Source organism: Roseibium sp. AS2 (assembly GCF_038900065.1).
GTDB lineage: Bacteria > Pseudomonadota > Alphaproteobacteria > Rhizobiales > Stappiaceae > Roseibium.
Genome location: NZ_JBBMQN010000004.1, coordinates 561,911 through 579,836, shown reverse-complemented (window position 1 = coordinate 579,836; position 17,926 = coordinate 561,911). Strand labels below are relative to the sequence as shown.

Here is a 17,926-nt window from a genome sequence, read left to right as displayed (position 1 = left end):
CAGGCGACGCGCGATGCGGCGCGAAGATCCGGCAAAGGCCGAATGCGCCGCTAATTACCGGAGCTTGCGGTCAGATGCAAGCGCGGAGTGATGCTTCCCGGCGGAAGATCACAGCTTCTCCGGCGCCCCCCGGAAAAATCTGGCCGTGTGCCGGATCAGTTGAAGAACCGCGGCCGGGTCGTTTTGGCCGCGCTGTCCGTCTCGTCGTCATCCGGCCCCGGATCGTCCGGCATGCGCGACAGCGGAAACTCGATCGGCCGGTTCAGATTGTCCTTGCCGCCGCCGGCCGGAGGAGCCGACGCCTGTTCGCCCGCGCCTGCCTTGACGGGTCCTTCCGCCGCCTGCGCGTCGTCTGTCACGGCGACAGGCTGTGGTGCGCTCGCCTGCTTGTCTTTTGCGGCTCCAGTGCCCGCAGGGTCGGGCCCGGACGGTTTCGCATCCGTCTTGCCTGCCCCGTCGTCCGTTTTGCTGCCTGCGGCAGGAATCTCACCGGCGGTCTGCGCAGCAGCGCCGGTCGCAGGTTGCGGCCCAGTTTCAGGCCCGGTTTCAGGCCCAGCTTCAGGTGCCGTTTTCAGCCCGGCTGCGGTGTCCGCTTCCGACGCGGCGTCCGGCAGATCCTTCAGCGGCGGACTGAACCGGACATCGTCCGTCGTGCCCTCATAGCCCTGCTTTCCGGGCAGCACCGCTGACGCGGACGGCTTTGACGCCCCCGTTTCAATCGGCTCCGCTTCGAGGACAACCGTTCCCGCGTCGCCCTTGCCCGTGTCAGGTCCCGGCTCTTCCGGTCGGGTTTGCGCGGCAGAAGACTGACCGATGACGGGCAGTGCCGGAGCCTCGAACAGACTGTCTTCCAGAATGGCACCATCGTCTTCCGGCAGGCTTTCCGGTGTGAGCCAACGGAACGCATCGAGTTTGCCGGTCACGGGCGAGACCGCCTGCCAATCGGCGGAGATGACACCGTCCGCCATCCAGACCTTGTCCATCTGGGCCGAAACCGCGCGGGCCAGCCAGTCGCGCATCCTGCCCCGGTCGCCGTGCTCGGCTTCCTCAAGCTCGGCCATCAGCAGAAACGCCTTCCGGGTCGGCTCGGACTGCAGCACCTTTTTCAACTGCGCGCGCGCTTCGTCGAATTCACGTGCTTCCAGCGCGGCCCTGGCGACCGCCAGGGCGCCTTCCGGCGTGTTCGCCCGCTGGGCGGACAGCGACTTGACACGCTTCAGGCGGTCGACGGCGGAATCTCCCGTGCGCACATGCGCATAGGTTTCGGCCAGATCCGGATGTGGAAACAGGCGCCAGGTGGCCTCCAGAACCTTGGAGGCCTTGCGGATATCGCCCCGGCGGGTCGCAAGCCGCGACGTCAGCACCGCGGCCGGAACCAGATCGAGCGCCAGCCCGTGCGCTTCCTTGGCCAGCGAATAGGCCCGTTCCGGCTCGCCGTCCTCCAGTTTGGTGGCAAGAGCCGTCAGGATGACAGCGCGCTGGCGCCGGTAGGTTTTCTTGTCGATCAGCTTGGCCGCGTAATTGCGTTCCAGCGACTTCAGCGCCTCGTCCCAGTGATGGGCAACGGCCTGATAGCCGAGCACGGCCTTGCCGGCCCATTCCAGCCCCGGTGCGGTCTTGGCGGCTTCTTCCGCATAATGACGGGCGGCCACAGGCTCCTTGTGCCGCTCCGCTTCGACAAACAGGCCATGAAGCCCCAGCGCCTTGGTCGCGGGATCCTCCAGCATGGCTTCGAACCGTTGGCGGGCTTCGTCGTCCTTGCCCGCAAGCTGGGCGGTCTGTGCAAGCAGCAACTTTGCCGCCGGCTCCTCTTCAAGCAGACGGTCCGCGTCCACCGCATGACGGCGCGCCAGTTTGGCATTGCCGGTTCCCAGCGCGATCAGGCCCTGGGACAGAGCCGCGTAGCCCTTGTCCTGACGGCGGCGGCGGAAAAACCGGCTGGCGATATGCGGCGACTTCAGGATGACCCGGATCACCCAGACCACCGCGAGGAAAATCGCCAGCAGTATGCCCACGACCACCGCGGCAACGCCCGGCGTCTGCTCCCAGGAGATCGGCACCGTGTTCGGATCGGGACTGGCCCACTCGACGGAAATCGTGCCCGGCAGGTCCGTGAGCCAGGCAAAACCAAGCGCGACGGCAAACAAAAGCGCGATAAAGAGAAGGACGCGGATCATGTAGCTCGCTCCCGAGAGTTACCGGTCAAGACCGGCTGAATGTCGCAATGCCGGGTCAGCCGGATATCCGGCCGCCGGTCAATTATCTTTGCCCGCCAGTGCATTGAGCACTTCCTGCGAGGCCTTGTCGGTCAGATCGTTGACTTCCACACGGGCCTGCGCGCGCGCGGCCCAGTCCGCCGCCACCCCCTGGCTGTCGCCCGGCAGCTCCTGATAGGCGGCCAGCGCGGCCTTCAGGTCTCCGGACGAGACGGCGGTCTCCATGCGGCGCAGCACAGCGTCCGGTCCGGTTCCCTCATCGTCGCCGAGCCCGCGCACGCTGACGATCGATCTGGCGCTCGACAGCAGGCTGTCCAGAACGTCGCCCGTGCGGTCCGGTTCGGAAAAGGTCTGGTAGATCTTGCGTCCGACCGGCGGGAACCCCGCGATCAGCACGGAGACAGGTTCCACGCCGGTTTTCGCATGGGCTTCCAGCGCGGAAAGGTCGATATCAGCGGGCAGACCGGCCTTCACCGCCGCCAGTTCGGTCTCATAGGCCCGGCCGGAATCGACGGCGGATTTCAGCGCGGACACGGACAGCGCTCTGGCGGCGACTTCCCGCGCCGTGGCGTCGCCCATGGTCGCCTCGACCGCGGCCAGACGTTTGGAGATCGCGTCGAGGTCGGAGCGGACGCTTTCCAGCGCGGCCGTATTTGCGGCCCCGACCGACTTGATGTCCGCGGCCAGGCTGGACAGCGTTTCCGTCGCCCGCGCCTGGCTGTCGGCAAGTGTCTTCAGCGAGACGTCCGAGGTCGAGACGGCAGCCTGGGCCGCCTTCGCAGTCGCCTCCGCGCTCGCGGTGCGGCTTTCGACGCCGGAAAGTGCCGTCTTGAAATCGGACAGTTGAGCCTCGAGGCCGGAGACGGACCCGGACAGCTTGTCAGCCGCCGCGGCGGAAGATCCCGTGTCTTTCTCAAGTGCCGAAAGCCGTTGTTCCAGCGGCGCAAGGTCAACCGGCGGCTGGCCCTGATCTGGGGATTTCGCGGTATCCTCGAGCGCGGTCAGCCGATCCTGCAGCGGTTTCAGGTCGACCGGTGCGCCAGCGGCGCCGCCGCTTGTACCCGCGGACATGTCCGCGCGCAGGCTTTCAAGATCCGTCTTGAGGGCCTCCACCGCGGGCGCGAGATTCGCCGATGCCGCGGACGTGGCCTCCGACAAGGTGCTTTCCAGCTCTGAAACCTTGCTTTCCAGCGCCGAGACAGCGCCGCTCGTGGACTGGCGGGACACGGTCGACGTGACGTCACCGAGCTTTTCCTCAAGGTCCGCAATCTTGCGTTCCGCCGCGCCGAGAGCACTTGTGAGTTGCTGGTCCGGTTCCTGCGGCAGGTCGACGAGGCCGGCCTTGTAGAGACCGTAGCCGCCGCCCAACACCAGGAATCCGCCGATCACAGCGGCAACAAGCACACCGAACGCGCCGATCCCGCCGCTCTCTTCGGCTGCGGGCGGACTGGAGAAGGCCGTTGAAGCGGACGTGCGCGACGCGCCGGACGCTCCGCTCTCTGGTGCCGACGGCCGGCTGGTCGAGGCGGATGCCGTGCTGGTGGTCGCGGTTTTTGCAGAGGTTCCGGAAGAAGCCGATTTCGAATCGCTCGCCTTGCCGGCGGCGGACGTTGAAGAAGTGGAAGACGCCGGTGAGGATCCGCTCGCGGATCCGGCTGCTCCTGCTGGAGAGGATCCCGGAGTACGGGCTGAACCCTGGCTGGAGGAGGTCGGCCCGGAACCAGAACTTGCGCTCGAACTAGCACCCGAACCAGCACTGGAGCTTGTGCCGGTACCGGAAGACGCCCCGGCGCTGCCCGTGCTCGCGGCTCCGCTCACGCCGCCCGGTCTGGACGTGCTGCCGGTGGAAGAAGGCGTTCCGGGTCTGGCACCGACCTTGTCGGCGGTGAGGTCGATGGTGACCGGACGTTTGGAGGACGCGGTGGATGACGACGCGGCGCTGCTGCCCGGCTTGTCCGACCCGCCGGACCCGGTCCCGTCCCGGCCTCCGGCCGATGAGGATGCGCCGCCAGAGGGTTTCTTGTCCGTCGTCATTTCATCTCCTCCTGAACCAGAACCGGTTCCAAGACCTTCACTATACACACCTCTTTGCGAAGCGGTACCGCGACATCAAAGACTTTTGCGCGCTGCAATAGAACGACTCCCCGGTTCTGGTTAAGACCGTGTTAAAACCAGCTCCAGCAAGGCGTCTTCATTCGGCGCAGCGGCCGTTTTCAAGGGCAATATGCCCGACAGGGGCGCCGCTGCCTGCGACGACAGGGCGTAGCCCTGCAATCCGGAAAAAATGTGTCCCAGACCATGGAAACGCACAAGGTCGTTCAATGTTTCCGCCGTTCGTTTCGAATAGATCAGCACGCCGTCGCATGCCCCCCTCAATAGCAGGTCCAGAACATCCGGCGGCAAGGCGCCGGCCGGATCCATCCGGTAGACGGAAACCGTGCGGCAGGACACATTGCCGGCGGCCAGTCTCCCCTCCAGATCGCCGGCCCGGTCCGCCGCCGCCGGATAAAGCACGACGCCGGCATCGTTCGACGCCTGCGACCGCAGAACCAGATCGGCGAGCGCCCCGACATCGCCTTGCGCGGAGAGGACGTCTGCAAAGCCCGCGTTCCGGCAGACCGCCGCTGTCGCATCACCGACCGTATAGACCGGCAGCGCCCGCAGTGCGCCGATCTGCGGATGGGTTTCCAGGACGGCAACCGTGCGCCGGCTTGAGACCGCCAGGGCGGTGACGCCCGAAAGGTCGAAGTGGTCGGGCAGGGTCTCCCGCGTGACCAGAAGAGGCGCCTCGTCGGCGACATGGCCGGCGGCGCGCAACCTGTCCGCCGTGCGCCGGCAGTCCGGCTGTGGCCTTGTCACCAGAAAACGCATGGTCAATGACCCGCGAGAAATCCGGGGCCCATCAAGGCCTTCAGGGTCTCCCCGGCGGAAATGCCGATCTCGATCGCGTTGGCCGGCGCGCCGCTGCCCGAGGTCACATGCGCCTGCGAGCCATCCGGCTTCAGCACGATGCCCCTGAATTGCAGCAGTCCGTCCCGGATCGTGGCAAGACCGCCGATAGGCGTCCGGCAGGATCCGTCGAGAACGGCGAGGAACGCCCGTTCCGCATCGAGCCTGACCTGGGTCTCGGGATCGTGGATCGCCGCGAGCATCGCACGCGTGGCCTCGTCGTCCGTGCGGCTTTCGATGCAGATCGCTCCCTGACCGACCGCCGGCAGAAATTCGTCGACCTCCAGCAAGCTGGTGATTTCATCTTCCAGGCCAAGGCGTCTCAGGCCCGCGGCCGCCAGAAGGGTCGCGTCCACCTCCCCCTCGGCCAGCTTGCGCAGCCGGGTCTGCAGATTGCCGCGATACATCACGACTTCGATGTCCGGCCTCAGCCGCTTGATCATCGCCTGCCTGCGCAGGGAACTGGATCCGACGACGGCGCCCTGCGGCAGATCCGTCAGCGTGTTTGCCCTGGGCGACAGGAACGCGTCGCGCACGTCCTCGCGCGGCAGAAACGCCGTCAGTTCCAGACCGGTCGGCAGAACCGTCGGCATGTCCTTGGACGAATGAACGGCAAGATCTATGCGTCCGTCGATCAGGGCTTCCTCGATCTCCTTGGTGAACAGGCCCTTGCCGCCCACTTCCGACAGGGGCCTGTCCTGAATCCGGTCGCCGGACGTCTTGATGACCACGATCTCAAAGGCATCTTCGGGAAGCCGGTGGGCCGCCATCAGCCGGTCACGGGTTTCATTGGCCTGCGCCAATGCCAGGGCGCTGCCGCGCGTTCCGATGCGCAAAGGATTTGATTGCAAGGCTTACCGTCCAGATGCTACGCCCGGCGGAAATACCCCGGGAAACTGATTTGCTTCGTTGAAGTGTCCTAGCACAGGCCAACACTGCAAGACCAATGACCTCAGTCAATTCGAAAGACAATGCGACCGATTTGACGGTCCTCGGCATCGAGACCAGCTGCGACGAGACCGCGGCTGCAGTCGTGCGGGGCCCGGCGCGGAAGGAAATCCTTTCAAATACCATCCGCTCCCAGATCGACGAGCATTCCGAATTCGGCGGCGTGGTTCCCGAAATCGCCGCCCGCGCCCATATTGAAATTCTCGACCGGATCGTTGCCGAGGCCATGCGCGAGGCCGATTGCTCCTGGGACGACATCGACGCCGTCGCCGCCACGGCCGGCCCCGGCCTGATCGGCGGCGTCATCGTCGGTTTCATGACCGCCAAGGCCATCGCCATGGCGGCGGGCAAGCCGATCGTCGGTGTAAACCACCTGGAAGGCCATGCGCTGACCGCCCGGCTGACGGACGACCTGAGTTTCCCGTTCCTGCTGCTGCTCGTCTCCGGCGGCCACAGCCAGTTTCTGCTGGTACGCGGCGTCGGCGACTACGAACGGCTCGGCACGACCATCGACGACGCCATCGGCGAAGCCTTCGACAAGACCGCGAAGCTGCTCGGCCTGCCCTATCCCGGCGGTCCCCACGTGGAGAAGATGGCCGCCCGGGGAGACGTCACCCGGTTCAGGCTGCCGCGCCCGCTGCTCGACCGGCCCGGCCTCGACATGTCCTTTGCCGGACTGAAAACCGCCCTCAGGACCCAGGCCAAGAAACTGGAACCGGTCGACGAGCAGACCGTCGCCGACCTGTGCGCCGCCTTCCAGCGGGCCGTGTCCGATGTTCTGGCAAGGCGGACCGCCTCCGCCCTCGACCTTTTCCGGCAGCGGCATCCGGGAGCGGACCCTGCGATCGTCGTCGCAGGCGGCGTTGCCGCCAATCAGGAGATCCGGCGGAGCCTGCAGTCTGCAGCCGACGAGGCCGGGGCCCGGTTCATTGCGCCGCCCATGAACCTGTGCACGGACAATGCGGCCATGATCGCCTGGGCCGGCATCGAACGGTTGCAGCTGGGCCCGGTCGACGACATGGGCCTGTCGCCGCGCCCGCGCTGGCCCCTCGACGCCACCAATGCCGGCGTTCTCGGCGCCGGCAAGAAGGGGGCCAAGGTTTGAAGACATTTGCCGGGTTCAAGCGGTCCGGTCGCGGCTTTGCCCTTTTGCCCGCCTCCCGGGGCTGTTAGGAAGCCCTTGCGTTTTTCAACAGGGACATTTTGAAGATGCGGCTCTACTACAAGGCCTATGTCTACCTGACCTGCGGCACGGATCTTCTGGTCTTTGACGAGCCTGACACGCCTTATCTCGGCCCTCAGGTTCCCGGCGGCACGATCGATCCGGGCGAGAGTTTCCTGCACGGAGCCATGCGCGAGTTCGCCGAAGAGACCGGCCTGGTCATCGACGCGGCCTTCGACCATTTTTCAAGCCAGGACATCCCGTTCGGGGCCATGCCTCCGGTCGGCCAGTTCCGCGCGCCGCCGAACCGGCCGCTGATGGGCCGTCACATCCGGCGCAACTATCACGTCCGGCTGGCCGAGCGGCCGCGGGACACCTGGGAGCATTACGAGATGTTTCCGAGCGCCGGCGGCGATCCGATTCGCTGCCGGTTCTTCTGGATTGACCTGTTCGGCGAAAAGGCGCGCGACGAGGAGACTTTCTTTGCCGCCTTCGGCGCGCCGCTGACCGACCTGCGCGGCCGTGTGGCCGGCTTCTCCAGAGCCGCCTGAGGACCTCGTCAGCTCAAGGATTTCAGCGTGAAAATCTATCACAAGGCCTATGTTTACCTGACCTGCGGACCGGAATTGCTGGTATTTGTCGAACCGGACCATCCCGATCCGGACATTCAGGTTCCCGGAGGCACGCTGGACCCGGGCGAAAGCTATCTTCAGGCCGCCCGGCGTGAATTTTTCGAAGAAACAGGACTTTCCTTGGATATCGCGCTCGAATCGTTCGCGGACCAGGATCACATCATCAAGGATGTGCCCGGAAGTCTCTCCGGCTTGCATCGTCGACGGCATTTTCACGGCCATATTCGTGAAAAGCCCGCTGTGGAATGGGAACATTTCGAAATGACGCCGAGTTCAGGCGGGCCGCCAATCCGGTTCCGCCTGTTCTGGGTCGATCTTTTCGCCAACGATGCGCCGCCCAAGACCTTGTTCTTTGAAGAGTTTGGAGCGCAACTTGATACATTACGGTCGCGGATGGAAAGGCAGAACGATGGGCGCCATTAAGACAATCGGCGTCATTGGCGGCGGCGCCTGGGGAACGGCGCTGGCCCTCACGGCCGCCCGTGCCGGGCGGGACGTGCGCCAATGGGCCCGCGATCCCGGGATCGTGTCCGATATCCGTGCCCGCAGGCAGAACCCGCGGTATCTTCCCGGCATCACCTTCGACGAGGATCTGAACGCAACCGGGTCCCTTGCGGAGGCCGCTGACGCGGATGCCGTCCTGCTGGTCACCCCGGCGCAGACCACCCGCTCCATTCTGGCCGCCCTCAAGAAGACGGGCGCGGTCCGCGGGCCGGTCCTGTTGTGCGCCAAGGGCATCGAACAGTCCTCCGGCAAGCTGTTGTCGAAGGTCATGAGCGAGGAACTGCCCGGCGTGGAGCCTTGCGTGCTTTCCGGGCCGAGCTTTGCCGACGACGTGGCGCGCGGCCTTCCCACCGCCGTCACCATTGCCGCCAATTCCACCAAGACCGCCCTGAGCCTGTGCGAGGCGCTGCAGTCTCCCAGTTTCCGTCCCTATGCCTCGATCGACATCCTCGGCACGCAGATCGGCGGCGCATTGAAAAACGTGCTGGCAATAGCCTGCGGGGCCGTCGCCGGCCGGAAACTCGGCGCCAGTGCGCAGGCCGCCCTCACCGCTCGGGGCTTCGCGGAACTCTCCCGCCTCGGCACGGCCATGGGTGCGCAAAGCGAAACGCTGACAGGACTGTCCGGCTTAGGTGACCTTGTGCTGACCTGCTCTTCCAGCCACTCACGCAATTTTTCCTTCGGCCTGCGCCTCGGGGAAGGCTTCATGGCCTCCGAACTGATTTCCGCCGGCGGGAAACTCGCCGAAGGTGCCTATTCGGCCCGTGTTGCCGTCAAGCTCGCGGAAAAACACGACGTCGAGGTGCCGATCTGCGAAACCGTCGCAAGGATGATCGACGAGCACCAGACCATCGACGACGCGCTCAACACCCTCATGGCCCGGCCGCTCAAGGCGGAAACGGAAGGGATGTGAATAGTTTCCGCCTGCCGCCGCGCCGCCCTCGGGAAACACGCTGTGCTGTCCCGGAGGCGGGGCGGGCGCCTCGGAAATTGCAGCGTCTTTTTCGGGACAGACCCTCGGTCTTCCCGGCAGGAAGCGCTTCTTTTTGGACACCCGACCGATCCGGCAGGTCCACCCCCATTGAGTTTGTCTCTCCCCGGCCCTAGGTTCGTCCCGGAATCGACAATCTGAAGGCCTCATTTCATGCTCTATGCCCTGATCTGCACCGACAAGCACGGCGCCCTGCAAACTCGTCTCGACAACCGCACGGCGCATCTGGAGTTTCTCAACGGCCTGGGCGGCAGCCTCAAGGCCGCCGGTCCGTTTCTGGATGACGACGGCAACATGACCGGCTCGCTGGTGGTGATCGAGGCCAGCAATCGCGACGAGATCCTGGCGATTTCGCAGGAAGACCCTTACGCGCGCGCCGGTCTGTTCGAGAGCGTTGAAATCCGCCCGTGGAACTGGGCCATCAAGAATCCGGAGACGAAATAAGTGCAATACTGGCTGATCAAATCAGAACCGGACAAATGGTCCTGGGAGCAGCAGAAGGCCAGGGGCGACCTCGGTGAACAGTGGGATGGCATTCGCAACTACCAGGCCCGCAACAACATGCGCGCCATGGAAATCGGCGACAAGGCCTTCTTCTACCATTCCAACATCGGCAAGGAAGTGGTCGGCATCGTCGAGGTCTGCAGCGAGATCCACCCGGACACCACCATTGACGACCCGCGCTGGGAATGCGTGGACTTCAAGGCGGTCCGCGACCTGCCGAAGCCGGTGACGCTGGCCGATGTCAAGGCCGAGCCGCGGCTCGAGAAGATGGCCCTGGTCACCTCCATGCGCCTGTCCGTGCAGCCGGTGACGGCGGAAGAATGGAAGATCGTCTGCGAAATGGGCGGCCTGAAGAAACCCGCCTGAAAACCTCTTCCGGCGGCCCGTCCGGCCCGCTCAACCGGTGAAGCGCATGCCGCCCGTCAAGGACCCTTTCGACTTCATCCGCCGGGAGACCCGGATAAAGCCTGTGCCGCATGCGGAGGAAATCCGGCTGCATGTGGCCGATGAGGCCATGGCGCTGTGGCAGAAGACCGAGGATGATCTGGGCGCGCTGGGCCTCGCGCCGCCTTTCTGGGCTTTTGCCTGGGCGGGCGGACAGGGGCTTGCGCGCTACCTTCTCGACACCCCGGATCTGGTGCGGGGCAAACGCGTGGTCGATTTTGCCTGCGGCTCGGGCCTGGTCGGCATCGCCGCCATGATGGCCGGAGCCGCCTCCTGTCATGCGGTCGATATCGACCCCTTCGCGGCAGCCGCCACACGCATGAACGCAGCGTTGAACAACGTTGCGCTCAGCATTGAAACCGCAGACATGACGCAAGGCGCGGTGCCGCAGGCGGATCTCGTCATTTGCGGCGATGTCTTCTACGACAAGCACATGGCCGACGGGGTGCTGGCGTTTCTGGATCGGCTGCTCGTGGACGGCATCGACGTGCTGGTCGGCGATCCGGGCCGGTCCTATCTGCCGCGCTCCCGCCTGACCGAGCTGGCGGTCTACAGCGTCCCGGTGGTCGGCGCCCTGGAAGACAGTGAGATCAAACGAACGTTTGTCTATCGGCTGGCCCCGAAAACAGCCTGAAATCGACGAACTCCTGGCTCCATTGCGCGCTCGAATGCCGCACCGCAAAGTTTTTCAACAACACCACTTTCTCTTTTTGCAGCTTGCGATAGGGTTACGCCTTGAGCGAGCGCCGCTCTTGATGTCAGTGCTTCCAGGAGTCCTTCATGCCCATCGTCAACCGCCTTGCCGATCTTGCCGACGAGATCACGGCATGGCGCCATGATTTTCACGAGAACCCTGAAATTCTCTACGAAACCGTCCGGACAGCCGGCAAGGTGGCCGAACTTCTGGAGAGCTTCGGCCTGGACGAAGTCACCACGGGCATCGGCAGGACCGGCGTGGTCGGCGTGATCAAGGGCCGGAACGGCGGCGCCGGCAGGACCGTCGGCCTGCGCGCGGACATGGATGCTCTGCCGATCGAGGAAATCACGGGCAAACCCTACGCCTCCAAGGTGCCCGGCAAGATGCATGCCTGCGGCCATGACGGCCATACCGCCATGCTGCTCGGCGCGGCGAAATATCTCGCCGAAACCCGCAATTTCGACGGCACGGTCATTGTCATCTTCCAGCCTGCGGAAGAAGGCGGCGCCGGAGCGAAAGCCATGATCGACGATGGCCTGATGACCCGCTGGCCGATGGAGGAAGTCTACGGCATGCACAATTACCCGGGCCTGCCGGTCGGCGAATTCGCCATCCGCAAGGGCCCGATCATGGCCGCGACCGACGAGTTTCGCATCACGGTGACCGGCAGGGGTGGTCATGCCGCCAAGCCGCACGAGACCATTGATCCCATCGTCGTCGGGTCGCAGATCGTCTCCGCGCTGCAGACCATCGCCAGCCGCAATGCCAACCCGCTCGATTCCGTCGTGGTTTCCGTCACCGTCTTCAATGGCGGCAATGCCTTCAACGTCATTCCCCAGGAGGTCACCCTGCGCGGGACCGTGCGGACCCTCAGCCCGGGCATGCGCGATCTGGCCCAGGCCCGCATGGAAACCATCGTCCGCTCCGTCGGTGAGGCTTTCGGCGCGAAGGCCGAGCTGGAATTCCGGCGCGGTTATCCGGTCACGACCAACCACGATGCGCAGACGGATTTCGCCGCCGAAATCGCCGAGGGCATTGCCGGCGCAGGCAAGGTCGACCGCGAGATCGAGCCGATGATGGGCGGCGAGGATTTTTCCTACATGCTTGAGGAACGGCCCGGCGCCTTCATCTTCGCCGGCAACGGCGACAGTGCCGGCCTGCATCACCCGGCATACGATTTCAACGACGACCTCATTCCGGTCGGCTGTTCCTACTGGGTGAAACTGGTCGAAACCGCCCTCCCCCCGGCAGCCTGACGGGAATAGTCGCCTTTTCCTGCGTCACCAACTCTGGTTGTCTGCAGGGTCCGACAAGACCGCGAAGGTCCTCGATCTGCTCCGTCAATGGAGGACTTGCTCCACGCGCAACCGGGGCAGCGGACATTTTGTCGGAATTTCGGCATGACCGCTCGTTGTCCTTCTCCCCCCTTACGGGGGAGAGAGACGCAAGCGGCATGGCTCCCTCTTCGCACTACGCTCAAGCGGGATGACGACGGCGGGATTTTGTCCTAGAAAGAACGCCCGTTCCGACCGGCGTTTTCACTGGACATTCCTGCATGACGCTTTCCCCGTTCAAACTCTCCTTTCTGGCGACCTATGTTCTTGTGGGCGCCGTGGTCGGCGTCCTGGTGATCCATCCCCTGAACCTGATGGTGATCTGGTGGGAACTGGCGCGCGCGCCCGAGGCAACGCCGGGATTCTATCAGTTCCTGTCCGCCCGGTTGTGGCTGCTGATCGTGCCCCGGCATCTCGACGTCGCGGTCGCCTACACGGGTCTCGGCGCCATCGTCGGCCTCGCCTTCGGCATTTTCACCCGCAACTACATGCGAACAACCGAAGCCTATCGCTCCCTGCGCGAGGAGCAGACCGCCTTCGTGCCGGACCTGATGCAGCAGGGGGAAACCCACCGGGTCGAATTCAAATCCTCCCTGCGCTGGGACCTGAAGGAAAACTGCGTCAACCGGAACCTGGAGAAGGTCGTCGCCAAGACCCTGGCCGGGTTCTACAATGCCGAAGGCGGCCATCTTCTCATCGGCGTTGACGACGATGGCCGGCCGCTCGGCCTCGATCCCGATCTGGCGACCCTGAAGAGCCCCGATCTCGATTCCTTCGAGCGCACCATCAACGACATCGTCTCCAGGGCCCTCGGCGGCGACCTGTGCCCCTACCTTCATACCGTCTTTGCCAGGGTGGAGGACAAGGATGTCGCCATGATCATCGTCAGCCCCGCACCACGGGCGGTTTACATGGAGGAAAACAAGGCCTCGGTGTTTTACCTGCGCAGCGGCAATTCCACCCGCAGGCTCGATGTGCGCGAGGCGGTCAATTACGCCAACACGAGATGGTCGTGACGTGAGCAGCATTCTGAGCCTCGCCTTTCCCGACCAGCTTGGCACGGCGGCGACAGTTTTCCTGATCCTGACGAGTTTCTTCACCTCCGCCCTGACGGCCGCCGTCGGGCTTGGCGGCGGCGTGGCGCTGATCGCGGTCATGGCGGCGGTGATGCCCGCCGGGGCGCTGGTGCCCGTTCATGGTGTTGTCCAGCTCGGCTCGAACGCCGGGCGGGCAATCGTGCAACTGAAACACGTCGACTGGCTGATCGCACTCTGGTTTGCCGTGGGCGCCGCTTTCGGCGCGGCGATCGGCGGCGCGATCGCAATCGAACTGCCCGCCGCGATCCTGAAAGCCGGCATCAGCCTGTTCGTGCTGTGGGTGGTCTGGGGCAAGGCACCCAAATTCGGCAAGGCGCGCAAACGTGCCATGGCAGGCGCCGGCTTTGCCTCCACGTTTCTGTCGATGTTCTTCGGCGCCGCCGGCCCGATCGGCGGTGCGGTTCTTGCCACGCTGGGTCTGCCGCGTCACGGCTTCGTTGCCAATCAGGCGGTCACGGCGCTGATCATGCATGTCTTCAAGATCGTCGTCTTCGGCCTGCTCGGCTTCGCCTTCGCGCCCTGGGCAGGCCTGATCGTGCTCATGATCGCGAGCGGTTTCCTCGGCACGCTCGCCGGCAGCCGCCTGCTGGGCCGGATGGAGGAAAAGACCTTCAGGACCGGCTTCAGATGGGTGATGACCGCCCTGGCGGCGAACCTGCTCTGGCAGGCTGTCCGAAGCTGGCCAGGGGCCTAGTCCGAATCCCGCGCGACGGCCAGGTTTTCTTCCGGATTGACCTTTCACCTCTCCAAGCTTGAGTTCTTCGCAACTGGCCTGGCCTTGAAACACAAGGGCCGACGCGGTAACCCAGCGGGAACGAATTTCAAAACAATGCGGGATGGAACGTCCATGGCTTCTCAAAATCTTCTGCTTCTGCCCGGCGACGGCATCGGCCCGGAAATCATGCCGGAAGTGAAAAAGGTCATTGCCTGGTTCAATGACAAGGGCGGCATGTCCTTTGAAACCGATGAAGGCCTTGTCGGCGGCTCGGCCTATGACGCCCACGGCCAGTCGATCTCCGAGGAAGACATGGCCAAGGCCATGGCGGCGGATGCCGTGATTTTCGGCGCCGTCGGCGGCCCGAAATGGGATGACGTTCCCTATGAAGTGCGCCCGGAAGCCGGTCTCCTGCGCCTGCGCAAGGACATGCAGCTCTTTGCCAACCTGCGCCCCGCCATCTGTTATCCGGCGCTGGCCGATGCCTCGTCCCTGAAAAAGGATATCATCGAGGGTCTCGATATCCTGATCGTGCGCGAACTGACCGGCGGCGTCTATTTTGGCGAACCGAAGGAAATCCGCGATCTCGGCAACGGCCAGAAGCGCGGTATCGATACCCAGGTCTACGACACCTACGAGATCGAACGCATCGCCGGTGTCGCTTTCGAACTGGCCCGCACGCGGAACAACAAGGTCACGTCCATGGAAAAACGGAACGTGATGAAATCCGGCGTTCTGTGGAACGAGGTCGTCAGCCAGACCCACAAGAACGCCTACCAGGACGTTCAGCTCGAGCACATGCTGGCCGATGCCGGCGGCATGCAGCTCGTCCGCTGGCCCAAGCAGTTCGACGTCATCGTCACCGACAACCTGTTCGGCGACATGCTGTCGGACGTTGCCGCGATGCTGACCGGCTCGCTCGGCATGCTGCCGTCGGCCTCCCTCGGCGCTCCGGATGCCGTCACCGGCAAGCGCAAGGCGCTGTACGAGCCGGTCCACGGCTCCGCACCGGACATTGCCGGCACCGGCGCCGCCAACCCGATCGCCATGATCGCCAGCTTCGCCATGGCCCTGCGCTACTCTTTCGAACAGGTCGCTGCGGCCGACAAGCTGGACCAGGCGATCGCCAATGCCCTCGGCAAGGGCCTGCGCACCAAGGACATCGCCGCGGCAGGCGAAGCCACCATCTCCACCTCCGCAATGGGTGATGCCATTGTTGCCGAGCTGGACGCGCTCGGCGCCTGACGGCCTCATCAGCGTTTGCACCACGAGCCGCCAGCGGGTATCCCGGTGGCGGCTTTTCCTAGCCGGCGAGCATCCTGATCCGCTCCAGCCGGGCGCGCACCGGTTCGATGCTGAACTCGCCCATTGCGCCGTAGGCCTCGAGCCGAAGAACCTCGCCCCAGACAAGTCCCCGCGAGAGGTCACTCCTGAACCAGCCCTGCCGCGTCATGCTGACCATCCGGCCCCGGGGCAGGGACTTTTCGATTTCATACGGAGACACCATGACCTCGATATCGGGAAAGAAGCTCTTCATCGTCAGGAAGACCCGCTGAGCCGCATAGGCGTGGCAGACGCAGACGACCCGGTCATCGTCCACGACCCTGAGCCTGTCATGTAGATTTGCGACGTTCTCTTTCGTGTTCAGTGACCGTCTTTCCAGAAACAGATATTCGGTCTGTCCGGCAAGACTGCAGGTCGCCGGATCGCTGAAAATCAGGTCATAGATTGCCTGAGCTTCGCTGAGCCCCGGCCGGATTTCGGAAAAGGCCTTGAACGCCGACGGCATGCCGCCTGTCAGCGCGAGGATCTTCGTCAGGCCTTTTTTCAATTCGGCCATCGTCTTGTGCGCCGCCGCCGTCACGCCAAGATTTGTTCCGAAGGTCACCAGGATGTTGCCCTCCGCACGCGGGCTCTCATAAAAACAGAGTTCGGTGATCTCGTGAATGAGTTCGTCGTTCAATGCTGGCGGCATTGATAGTTTCGGCACGATTTGATCCATGATAGATCTCGATCCAGAGACTGAAAGCCGAAAGGACGGATGAGTTCGAACGCATGAATTAGCTTCGTTCCACATGTGTCTCACGAACCAGTGACGTCCGGATGAACCGGGCCGGCACTGTCAGCATGGGCCCCTCAGAGCGAAACCGGATGCTCCGCTACCCGATGAGCGAGAAGCGCCTCACCGATACCGATCAATAGAAAAATACACCCGCAAGAATTGCAAGACAAGATCACCTCATGAACGAAGACAAACTCGCGCCTTTTCTCGGCACCTGGATCCTCGATTCGGAGGAAAGCGACTTCGAGCAGGGGGATCCGCCGAAGAGCGCCACCTTGAAGATCGACGACAATTTCGGCATGGCCGTGTTCACGATGAACCAGGTCGATGCCGACGGCGAGATCACCAACGACACGTTCGAGGCCATGCCCGACGGGCCGGAGGTCAAGCTGGGCAAAAGCGGTCTGGTGGACGCCATGCGCCTCGTCTTTCAGGGCGACGACAAGCTTGTCTCCGAGGCGCGCCGGGGCGGACTGACCCTCATGAAGGCCGAACGCGAACTGTCCGACGACGGCCGCACCCTGACCGTGACCCAGACCGTGCATCTGGTCGACGTCGCCAGCTTCACCAACATCTCCGTCTACCGGAAAGCGCAGTAGGCCATCCATGAAACAGGTCATCGGCGCCGTGACGCTGGTCGTGCCGGACTATGACCGGGCGATCGCGTTCTACACGCAAAAGCTCGGTTTCGACCTGATCGGCGACACGCCTCTGTCGGACACGAAACGCTGGGTTCTCGTCGCACCGAAGGGCAGTACCGAAACCCGCCTGCTGCTCGCCCGGGCCGATGGCCCGGACCAGCAGGCGACCATCGGCAACCAGGCGGGAGGGCGGGTGTTCCTGTTCCTGAACACGGATGATTTCGACCGGGATTACCAGGCAATGCAGGACGCAGGCGTCACTTTTCTGGAGCCTCCCCGCACGGAGCCTTACGGCAAGGTCGCCGTGTTCCAGGATCCGTTCGGCAACAAATGGGACCTCATCGAGCACCGCTGACAGCCTGGCGTCCAGGCCGGACCTGCTCGGAAGCTATCCTGCGGCGGGTGACCATCTGCGCGAAAGATTGGACCAGACCCGGTACAGCTCCAGCAGGCCCAGCGGCACGAAATGCACCAGTGCGGGAGCGACACCGCCCCAATCGTGAAGGGCCGCCCAATGGAGAAGTGTGAAGATCGCGGCCGCGTAAACGGCCCGCTGCAACATCTTCCAGCGCCGTCCAAGCGTCCGGACCCATCCGTCGGTTGACGTGACCGCCAGCGGCACGAAGATGAGGAACGCAACCCAGCCGGTCCAGATGGATAGCCTGGCAATTTCCTGGCCAGCAAAGGCGAGGGCTCCCATGTCCACCAGATAGAGCACGGTATGCAACGCGGCGTAGCCAAAGGCCGCGACACCGAGATAGCGCCGCCTCCTGAGCAGCCAGCGCGGACCGCGCCATCCCTTCAAGAGCATCGTCAGCGGCGTGAGCATCATGGCGATGATCATGAAGCGTGCAGCGAACTCGCCTGTCGGATGCAGAAGGTCGTGGACGGTTTTCAGATCACCCGACGCAAGACCGGCAATCATCGGAATGGCCGGCAGGCTCAGGATCGCCCAGAAGGTGTAGGGATGGTTCAAGACCGTCTTCACTGACGACATGACTGGCTCCTATTGTCGAATTCCGGTTGCGCC

The 17,926-nt window shown here is 64.1% G+C and carries 20 protein-coding genes; 14 read left to right on the top strand and 6 right to left on the bottom strand.

Translation table 11 applies throughout. The annotated features are described in order from the left end of the window. Nucleotides 1-155: 155 nt before the first annotated feature. The gene (locus WNZ15_RS14780; protein WP_342893751.1) at nt 156-2,177 is read right to left on the bottom strand and encodes a heme biosynthesis HemY N-terminal domain-containing protein; all 2,022 of its coding nucleotides are present in this window, start codon (nt 2,175-2,177) and stop codon (nt 156-158) included. Nucleotides 2,178-2,255: 78 nt separating this feature from the next. Further along, nucleotides 2,256-3,620: a mitofilin family membrane protein gene (locus WNZ15_RS14775; RefSeq protein ID WP_342893750.1), complete on the bottom strand. Its 1,365-nt coding sequence runs from the start codon at nt 3,618-3,620 to the stop codon at nt 2,256-2,258. Between the two features lie 67 nt (nt 3,621-3,687). On the opposite strand from WNZ15_RS14775, the gene WNZ15_RS14770 reads away from it, so the two are divergent. Further along, a complete protein-coding gene (locus WNZ15_RS14770) occupies nt 3,688-4,374 on the top strand; it encodes a hypothetical protein (protein ID WP_342893749.1) in 687 nt (228 codons plus the stop codon). Here the strand turns inward: WNZ15_RS14770 and WNZ15_RS14765 are convergent. Then, nucleotides 4,371-5,087 carry a uroporphyrinogen-III synthase gene (locus tag WNZ15_RS14765; RefSeq protein ID WP_342893748.1) on the bottom strand — a complete coding sequence of 239 codons (717 nt, stop codon included), beginning with the start codon at nt 5,085-5,087 and terminating at the stop codon, nt 4,371-4,373. The two genes, WNZ15_RS14770 and WNZ15_RS14765, sit on opposite strands and share 4 nt — an antisense overlap. Before the next feature lie 2 nt (nt 5,088-5,089). Next, nucleotides 5,090-6,016: a hydroxymethylbilane synthase gene (gene hemC / locus WNZ15_RS14760; RefSeq protein WP_342893747.1), complete on the bottom strand. Its 927-nt coding sequence runs from the start codon at nt 6,014-6,016 to the stop codon at nt 5,090-5,092. A gap of 95 nt (nt 6,017-6,111) precedes the next feature. On the opposite strand from hemC, the gene tsaD reads away from it, so the two are divergent. From tsaD to leuB, 11 genes are all read left to right on the top strand, one after another. Then, complete coding sequence (gene tsaD / locus WNZ15_RS14755; protein ID WP_342893746.1) at nt 6,112-7,218, top strand: tRNA (adenosine(37)-N6)-threonylcarbamoyltransferase complex transferase subunit TsaD; 1,107 nt, start codon at nt 6,112-6,114, stop codon at nt 7,216-7,218. A 104-nt stretch (nt 7,219-7,322) separates the two neighbouring features. Further along, nucleotides 7,323-7,826, top strand: a complete 504-nt coding sequence (locus tag WNZ15_RS14750; protein ID WP_342893745.1) for an NUDIX domain-containing protein — start codon at nt 7,323-7,325, stop codon at nt 7,824-7,826. A 75-nt stretch (nt 7,827-7,901) separates the two neighbouring features. Further along, on the top strand, nt 7,902-8,330 hold the full coding sequence (locus WNZ15_RS14745) for an NUDIX domain-containing protein (RefSeq protein WP_342893744.1): 429 nt from the start codon (nt 7,902-7,904) through the stop codon (nt 8,328-8,330). Beyond that, the gene (locus tag WNZ15_RS14740; protein ID WP_342893743.1) at nt 8,317-9,324 is read left to right on the top strand and encodes an NAD(P)H-dependent glycerol-3-phosphate dehydrogenase; all 1,008 of its coding nucleotides are present in this window, start codon (nt 8,317-8,319) and stop codon (nt 9,322-9,324) included. The genes WNZ15_RS14745 and WNZ15_RS14740 overlap by 14 nt, the downstream gene beginning before the upstream one ends. A gap of 231 nt (nt 9,325-9,555) precedes the next feature. Then, the gene (locus WNZ15_RS14735) at nt 9,556-9,846 is read left to right on the top strand and encodes a YciI family protein (RefSeq protein ID WP_342893742.1); all 291 of its coding nucleotides are present in this window, start codon (nt 9,556-9,558) and stop codon (nt 9,844-9,846) included. Beyond that, nucleotides 9,847-10,272, top strand: a complete 426-nt coding sequence (locus tag WNZ15_RS14730; RefSeq protein WP_342893741.1) for an EVE domain-containing protein — start codon at nt 9,847-9,849, stop codon at nt 10,270-10,272. A 46-nt stretch (nt 10,273-10,318) separates the two neighbouring features. After that, nucleotides 10,319-10,984 (top strand): 50S ribosomal protein L11 methyltransferase, encoded by a 666-nt coding sequence (locus WNZ15_RS14725; protein ID WP_342893740.1) that lies wholly within the window; start codon nt 10,319-10,321, stop codon nt 10,982-10,984. Nucleotides 10,985-11,130: 146 nt separating this feature from the next. After that, a complete protein-coding gene (locus WNZ15_RS14720) occupies nt 11,131-12,303 on the top strand; it encodes a M20 aminoacylase family protein (protein WP_342893739.1) in 1,173 nt (390 codons plus the stop codon). A 299-nt stretch (nt 12,304-12,602) separates the two neighbouring features. Further along, nucleotides 12,603-13,397, top strand: a complete 795-nt coding sequence (locus WNZ15_RS14715) for an ATP-binding protein (RefSeq protein ID WP_342893738.1) — start codon at nt 12,603-12,605, stop codon at nt 13,395-13,397. Nucleotide 13,398: 1 nt separating this feature from the next. After that, entirely contained in the window at nt 13,399-14,172 is a 774-nt protein-coding gene (locus tag WNZ15_RS14710; RefSeq protein WP_342893737.1) for a sulfite exporter TauE/SafE family protein, read from the top strand. 153 nt (nt 14,173-14,325) lie between these two features. Continuing rightward, entirely contained in the window at nt 14,326-15,438 is a 1,113-nt protein-coding gene (leuB, locus tag WNZ15_RS14705) for a 3-isopropylmalate dehydrogenase (RefSeq protein WP_342893736.1), read from the top strand. A gap of 58 nt (nt 15,439-15,496) precedes the next feature. Here the strand turns inward: leuB and WNZ15_RS14700 are convergent, their stop codons facing one another. Continuing rightward, a complete protein-coding gene (locus WNZ15_RS14700; protein WP_342893735.1) occupies nt 15,497-16,183 on the bottom strand; it encodes an ElyC/SanA/YdcF family protein in 687 nt (228 codons plus the stop codon). 251 nt (nt 16,184-16,434) lie between these two features. Between WNZ15_RS14700 and WNZ15_RS14695 the strand changes: the two genes are divergently transcribed. Beyond that, nucleotides 16,435-16,854, top strand: a complete 420-nt coding sequence (locus WNZ15_RS14695) for a hypothetical protein (protein ID WP_342893734.1) — start codon at nt 16,435-16,437, stop codon at nt 16,852-16,854. A gap of 7 nt (nt 16,855-16,861) precedes the next feature. Beyond that, on the top strand, nt 16,862-17,251 hold the full coding sequence (locus tag WNZ15_RS14690; RefSeq protein WP_342893733.1) for a VOC family protein: 390 nt from the start codon (nt 16,862-16,864) through the stop codon (nt 17,249-17,251). A gap of 33 nt (nt 17,252-17,284) precedes the next feature. Here the strand turns inward: WNZ15_RS14690 and WNZ15_RS14685 are convergent, their stop codons facing one another. Then, the gene (locus tag WNZ15_RS14685) at nt 17,285-17,893 is read right to left on the bottom strand and encodes a ferric reductase-like transmembrane domain-containing protein (RefSeq protein WP_342893732.1); all 609 of its coding nucleotides are present in this window, start codon (nt 17,891-17,893) and stop codon (nt 17,285-17,287) included. Nucleotides 17,894-17,926 lie beyond the last annotated feature (33 nt).